Annotated in this window: 1 protein-coding gene; it reads right to left on the bottom strand. The window is 75.2% G+C overall.

The window, feature by feature from the left end:
* Positions 1–6,415: type I polyketide synthase (locus tag GA0070215_RS27665; protein WP_141708284.1), on the bottom strand; the 6,415-nt coding region annotated here is incomplete at both ends.

Below are 6,415 nucleotides of genomic sequence, written 5' to 3'. Positions count from 1 at the left end.
CCGCACCCGCAGCACCCGCGCACCCGAGGCATACACCTGCACACCCTCGAACGCGAACGGCACCCGCGCCCCACCCGAACCCTCGCCACCGGGCAGCAGCCCGATCGGATGCAGGGCCGCGTCCAGCAACGCCGGGTGCACCCCGAAGCGCGCCGCCTCCGTCGCCGCCTCGTCCGGCAACACCACCTCGGCGAACACCTCGTCACCGCACGCCCACACCCGGCGCAGCCCCTGGAACACCGGCCCGTACGTCAGGCCGTGCTCCGCAAGCGTCGGATACCAGCCCGTCACGTCCAGCTCGGACCCGCCGGCCGGGGGCCACTCCCCCACGCCCGGCTCGTCGGCCGTCGCCCGCTCCAGCACGCCCTCCGCGTGCCGGACCCAGTCGGCCTCCGGGTCGCCCTCGGCCTGCGAGTGCACCGCCACAACCCGGGTACCGGCCCCGTCGGCCGCGCCGACGCGCACCTGCACCCGTACGGCACCGGACCCCGGCAGCACCAGCGGCGCGGCCACGGTCAGCTCGCGCACCCGCGACGCAGCCACCTCGTCGCCCGCCCGCACCGCCAACTCCACCAGGGCGGTGCCGGGCACGATCACCGTGCCGGAGACGACGTGATCGGCAAGCCACGCGTGGGTGGCGAGGGAGAGACGACCGGTCAGCACCACCATGTCCGCGCCGGCGACGGTGACCGCCGCGCCGAGCAGCGGGTGCCCGGCGTCTCCGAGGCCCACGCCGGAGACGTCGGTGGTACGCGCCTGGCCCGCGCCGAGCCAGTAGCGCTGGTGCTGGAAGGCGTACGCGGGCAGGTCGACCCGGCGTGCGCCGCTGTCGGTGAACCACTGCGTCCAGGTCACCGGTACACCGTGCACGTGCAGTTCGGCGAGCGCGTGCAGCAGCGCCTGCGGGGCGGAACGGTCCCGACGCTGGACGGCCACCGCCAGCGCGTCGTCGGCGAGCAGGTCGGCGTTCATGGCGGTCAGGACGCTCTGCGGTCCGACCTCCAGGAACGTGTCAACCCCGGTCGCCCGCAGGGCGGCGATGCCGTCGGCGTAGCGCACCGCCTCCCGCACGTGCCGCACCCAGTACTCGGCGCGGGTGATCTCCTGCGGGTCGGCGAGCGCCCCGGTCAGGTTCGACACCACCGGTAGCAGCGGCGCCCGGAACGCCAGCCCCGCCAGGACGGCGCGGAACTCATCGAGCATCGGCTCCATCAGCGGGCTGTGGAACGCGTGGCTGACGGTGAGCCGGCGGGTACGCACGCCCCGGTCCCGCCAGACCCGCTCCACCTCGTCGAGAGCCTCGACGGCACCCGACACCACCACGGCGGCCGGCCCGTTGACCGCCGCGACGCCCACCCTGTCGCCCAGGCCCGCGATCGACTCCACCACCGCAGCCTCGTCGGCGGCCACAGCCAGCATCCCACCACCCGCCGGCAGCGCCTGCATCAACCGACCCCGCGCCGCCACCAACTGACACGCGTCGGCCAAGGACAACACACCCGCCACATGCGCCGCCGTCACCTCACCAATCGAATGACCAGCCAGCATGTCCGGCACGACCCCGAACGACTCCACCAGACGGAACAACGCCACCTCGACCGCAAACAGCCCGGCCTGCGTGAACACCGTCTGATCCAACAACCCCGCCTCAGCAGTGCCCGCCTCAGCGAACAACACCACCCGCAACGGACACGGCAGCAGCGCATCGAGGTGTCCGCACACCTCATCCAGCGCGGTCGCGAACACCGGGAAGGCCCCGTACAACTCCCGACCCATCCCCGCACGCTGCGCACCCTGGCCGGAGAAGAGCACAGCCAGCTGCGTACGCGTCGTGCCGGTCCCCGTCGCCACGGCGGCGGCCGGCTCACCGGCGGCGAGCGCCCGCAGCTCGGCCAGCAGTTCGTCCCGGCCCGTCGCGGTGACCACCGCACGGTGCTCCAGCACGGCCCGGCTGACTGTCGACGACCAGCCGATGTCGGCGGGGCGCAGTTTCTCGTCGTCGGCGATCCAGCGGGCCCAGCGGTCGGCCTGCGCCGCGACGGCGGCCTCGGAGCGGGCCGAGAGCAGCACGGGGGTCGGCAGCGACCCGGCGGCGGGCGTCGGCGTGTGCTCGCCCCGGGTGGGCTCCGCTCCGGCGGGGGGCTGCTCGATGATCACGTGCGCGTTGGTGCCGCTGACGCCGAACGACGAGATCGCGGCGCGACGGGGCCGGCCCGCCGCGGGCCAGTCGCGGGCCTCGGTGAGCAGGGAGACCGCCCCGGCGCTCCACTCGATGTGCGGGGACGGCTCATCGACGTGCAGCGTCGACGGCAGCACGCCGTGCCGCATCGCCATGATCATCTTGATGATGCCGGCTGCCCCGGCGGCGGCCTGGGTGTGGCCGATGTTCGACTTGATCGAGCCCAGCCAGAGCGGCCGGTCGGCGGGCCGGTCCTGCCCGTACGTGGCCAGCAACGCCTGCGCCTCGATCGGGTCGCCCAGCGTCGTGCCGGTGCCGTGCGCCTCCACGGCGTCCACGTCGGCAGTGGTCAGCCGGGCGTTCGCGAGGGCCTGCCGGATCACCCGCTGCTGCGACGGGCCATTCGGCGCCGTCAGCCCGTTCGACGCGCCGTCCTGGTTGACGGCGCTGCCGCGTACCACCGCCAGGATCCGCCGGCCCTCACGCTGCGCGTCCGACAGGCGCTGCACCAGCAGCACACCGACGCCCTCCGACCAGCCCGTGCCGTCGGCCGACGCCGCGAACGACTTGCAGCGGCCGTCCTGCGACAGGCCCCGCTGGCGGGAGAACTCGATGAACGTCCCCGGCGTCGCCATGACGGTCACGCCACCGGCCAGGGCGAGATCGCACTCGCCGCCGCGCAGCGCCTGCACCGCGAGGTGCAGCGCCACCAGCGACGACGAGCACGCCGTGTCGACAGTGACCGCCGGGCCTTCGAGGCCGAACGTGTACGCGACCCGGCCGGACAGCACGCTTCCGGAGGTGCCGGTGCCGAGGTAGCCGCCCACGCCCTCGGGCAGGTCCTGCACGCCGGAGGCGTAGTCGTGGTACATGAGCCCGGCGAAGACGCCGGTCCGGCTGCCACGTAGCCGCGACGGGTCGAGGCCGGCCGACTCGAACGTCTCCCAGGACGCCTCCAGCAGCAGTCGCTGCTGCGGGTCCATGGCGATCGCCTCGCGCGGCGAGATGCCGAAGAAGTCCGGGTCGAACTCGGCGGCCCCGTACAGGAAGCCACCGTGGCGGGTGTACGAGGTCCCGGGGTTGTCCGGGTCGGGGTGGAAGAGCCGGTCGAGGTCCCAGCCGCGGTCGGTGGGGAACTCGCCGATGCCGTCGGCGCCGGCGGCGACCAGGTCCCACAGCTGCTGCGGGTTCGTCACGCCGCCCGGGTAGCGGCAGGCCATGCCCACGATGGCGATCGGCTCGTCGACGTTCGTCGCCCGCACGGCCCGCTGCTGCTCGGCGACCTGGCCGGACAGCTGCTCGTACAGGTGCTCCGACAGGGTGGCGGGAGTCGGGTAGTCGAAGACGAGCGTCGACGTGAGCCGCAGTCCGCTCGCGCTGTTGATCCGGTTGCGCAGCTCGACGGCGGTCAGCGAGTCGAAGCCCAGTTCCCGGAACGCCCGGTCCGCCGGCACCGCCTCGGCGCCGCCGTGGCCGAGCACCTGCGCGACCATCCCGCGCACCAGCAGGGCCACCTGCGTACGCGCCTCCTGCGGGTCGAGGCCGGCCAGCCGGTCGGCCCACGTGCCGGTGCCGGAGCGGCGACGCTTCGCGGCCGGTCCCACCAGGCCCCGCAGCATCACCGGCACCCGGCCGGCGGCGGTCCGTGCCCGCATGGCGGGCAGGTCGACCACGGCCGGCACCAGCGCCGCGCCGCCGTGGGTCAGGGCGGCGTCCCACAGCCCGAGCCCGACCGGGGCGGTCATCGGGACCAGACCGGCCCGGGTCACCCGCGCCCGGTCGGTGTCGTTGATCGACGCGGCCATGCCGTCGGTGTCCCACATGCCCCACGCGAGGCTGACGGCGGGCAGCCCGCGCTGCGCCCGCAGCACGGCGAGGGCGTCCAGGAAGGCGTTGCCGGCCGCGTACGCGGCCTGGCCGGGAGAGCCGAGCACCCCGGCGACGGAGGAGAAGAGCACGAACAGGTCGAGGTCCCGCTCGGCGGTCGCCTCGTGCAGCCACCAGCCCGCCGTGACCTTCGGGGCCAGCACGTCCGCCAGCTGGTCGGCGGTGATCCCGCTGACGATGCCGTCGTCGAGGACGCCGGCGGTGTGGACCACCCCGGCCAGGCGGTCCTCGGCGGTGATGGACCGGACCAGCTCGCCGACGCGCTCGCGGTCGGTCACGTCCGTGGCGACCACGCGGGCGGTCGCGCCCAGCGCGGCCAGCCGCCGCACCAGTTCGTCGGCTCCGGGGGCCGCCGGGCCCTGCCGGGACGCCAGCACCAGCGACCGCACGCCGTAGGCGGTGACGAGGTGTTCGGACACCAGGGCGCCCAGCGATCCGGTGCCGCCGGTGACGAGGACGGTTCCCCCGTCGAGGGTCGCCGGGGTCCGCACGGCGCCCGTGGCGCGGACCAGCCGCGGCAGGTACGCCGTGCCCGACCGCACCGCGATCTGCCCGCCGAGGGCGGGGTCGTCGGCGGCTGCGGCGAGCAGGGCCAGCCGGTCGGCGTCCAGGTCGGCGCCGGGTTCCAGGTCGGCCAGCACGAGCCGGCCGGGGTGCTCCGACTGGGCCGAACGCAGCAGGCCCCAGACCGCCGCCCCTGCCAGGTCGCTGACGCGGTCGTCGGTGCCGGTGGCCACCGCGCCGCGGGTCACGACGACCAGCCGCGAGTCCGCCAGCGGCTCGGCCGCCAGCCACGCCTGCACCGCGCCGAGGACGTCCGTCGTGACGGAGCGCACCGCGTCGGGCACGTCCGTCCCGGAGGTCGCCGGAGTGACCGGCAGCAGCAGCGCCGCCGGGGCGGTGCCGTCCGTCGCCGCCGTGGTCAGAGCGGCGATGTCGGCGTACGCCGGGAGCTGCGGCGCGCCGTCGAGCGGGCGGTCACCGAGCACGGCCCAGCCGTACGCGCCGTCGGGCGCGGCGATCTGCTCGGGCTGCCAGGAGACCTCGAACAGGGATCGGTACGCCTCGTCCGGCGGGGCTGCCGGGCCGGTCATCTCGCGCAGTGTCAGCGAGTCCACCGACACCACGGGCACGCCCGTCTCGTCGGCGGCGACCAGCCGCACCGAGTTGCCGGAGGCGGTGAGGCGGACCCGGAGCGTCCGGGCGCCGACGGCGTGGACCTGCACACCCTCGAACGCGAACGGCACCCGTGGTCCGCCGCCCGGCTGCTCGGCGGGCAGCAGCCCGACGGGGTGCAGGGCGGCGTCCAGCAACGCCGGGTGCACCCCGAAGCCCGCCGGGTCACCGGTTACCTCGTCGGGGAGGGTGACCTCGGCGAACACCTCGCCGTCGGCGGTCCATGCCCGGCGCAGGCCCCGGAAGACCGGCCCGTACGCGAGCCCGTGCTCGGCGACCGTCGCGTACCAGCCGGTGACGTCCACCTCGGACGCACCGGGTGGCGGCCAGGCGCCCAGGGTGGGCTCGTCGGCAGTGGGGGCGCCGACGAGGCCGTCGGCGTGCCGGGTCCAGCCCGACTCGGCGTCGTTCTCGGGCTGGGAGTGCACGGTCACCGAGCGGCTGCCGGTCCCGTCGACGGGACCGACCCGGACCTGGACCCGTACCCCGCCGCCGGTGGCGGGCAGCGCGAGCGGGGCGAGCACTGTCAGCTCGCGGACGCGGGACGCGCCGACCTCGTCGCCCGCCCGGACGACGAGGTCCACCAGCGCGGTGCCCGGCACCACCACGGCACCGGAGACGATGTGGTCGGCGAGCCACGGGTGCGTCGACACCGACAGCCGGCCGGTCAGCACCACCATGTCCTCGCCGGCGACCGACACCGCCGCGCCGAGCAGCGGGTGCCGCGCCACGCCGAGGCCGGCCCCGGAGACGTCGGCGGACTGGCCGGTGGGCGGCAGCCAGTACCGCTCCCGCTGGAAGGCGTACGTGGGCAGGTCCACCCGGCGCGCGCCGGTCTCGGTAAACCACGACTGCCATGTCACCGGCACACCGTGCACGTGCAGCTCGGCCAGGGCGTGCAGCAACGCCTGCGCCTCCGCCCGGTCCCGGCGCTGCACCGCCACCGCCAGCACGACGTGGTCATCGGGCAGCACATCCGCTGCCATGGCGGTCAGCACGCTCTGCGGGCCGACCTCCAGGAACGTGTCCACACCCGCCCCGCGCAGCGCCGTCACACCATCGGCGAACCGCACCGCCTCCCGCACATGCCGCACCCAGTACTCCGGGTTACTGATCTCGTCACCGGCCAGGGCCCCCGTCACGTTCGACACGACCGGCAACAGCGGCGCGGCG

It is taken from the genome of Micromonospora marina (genome assembly GCF_900091565.1).
Classification (GTDB): domain Bacteria; phylum Actinomycetota; class Actinomycetes; order Mycobacteriales; family Micromonosporaceae; genus Micromonospora; species Micromonospora marina.
This window is presented reverse-complemented; position numbering and strand designations above follow the sequence as displayed.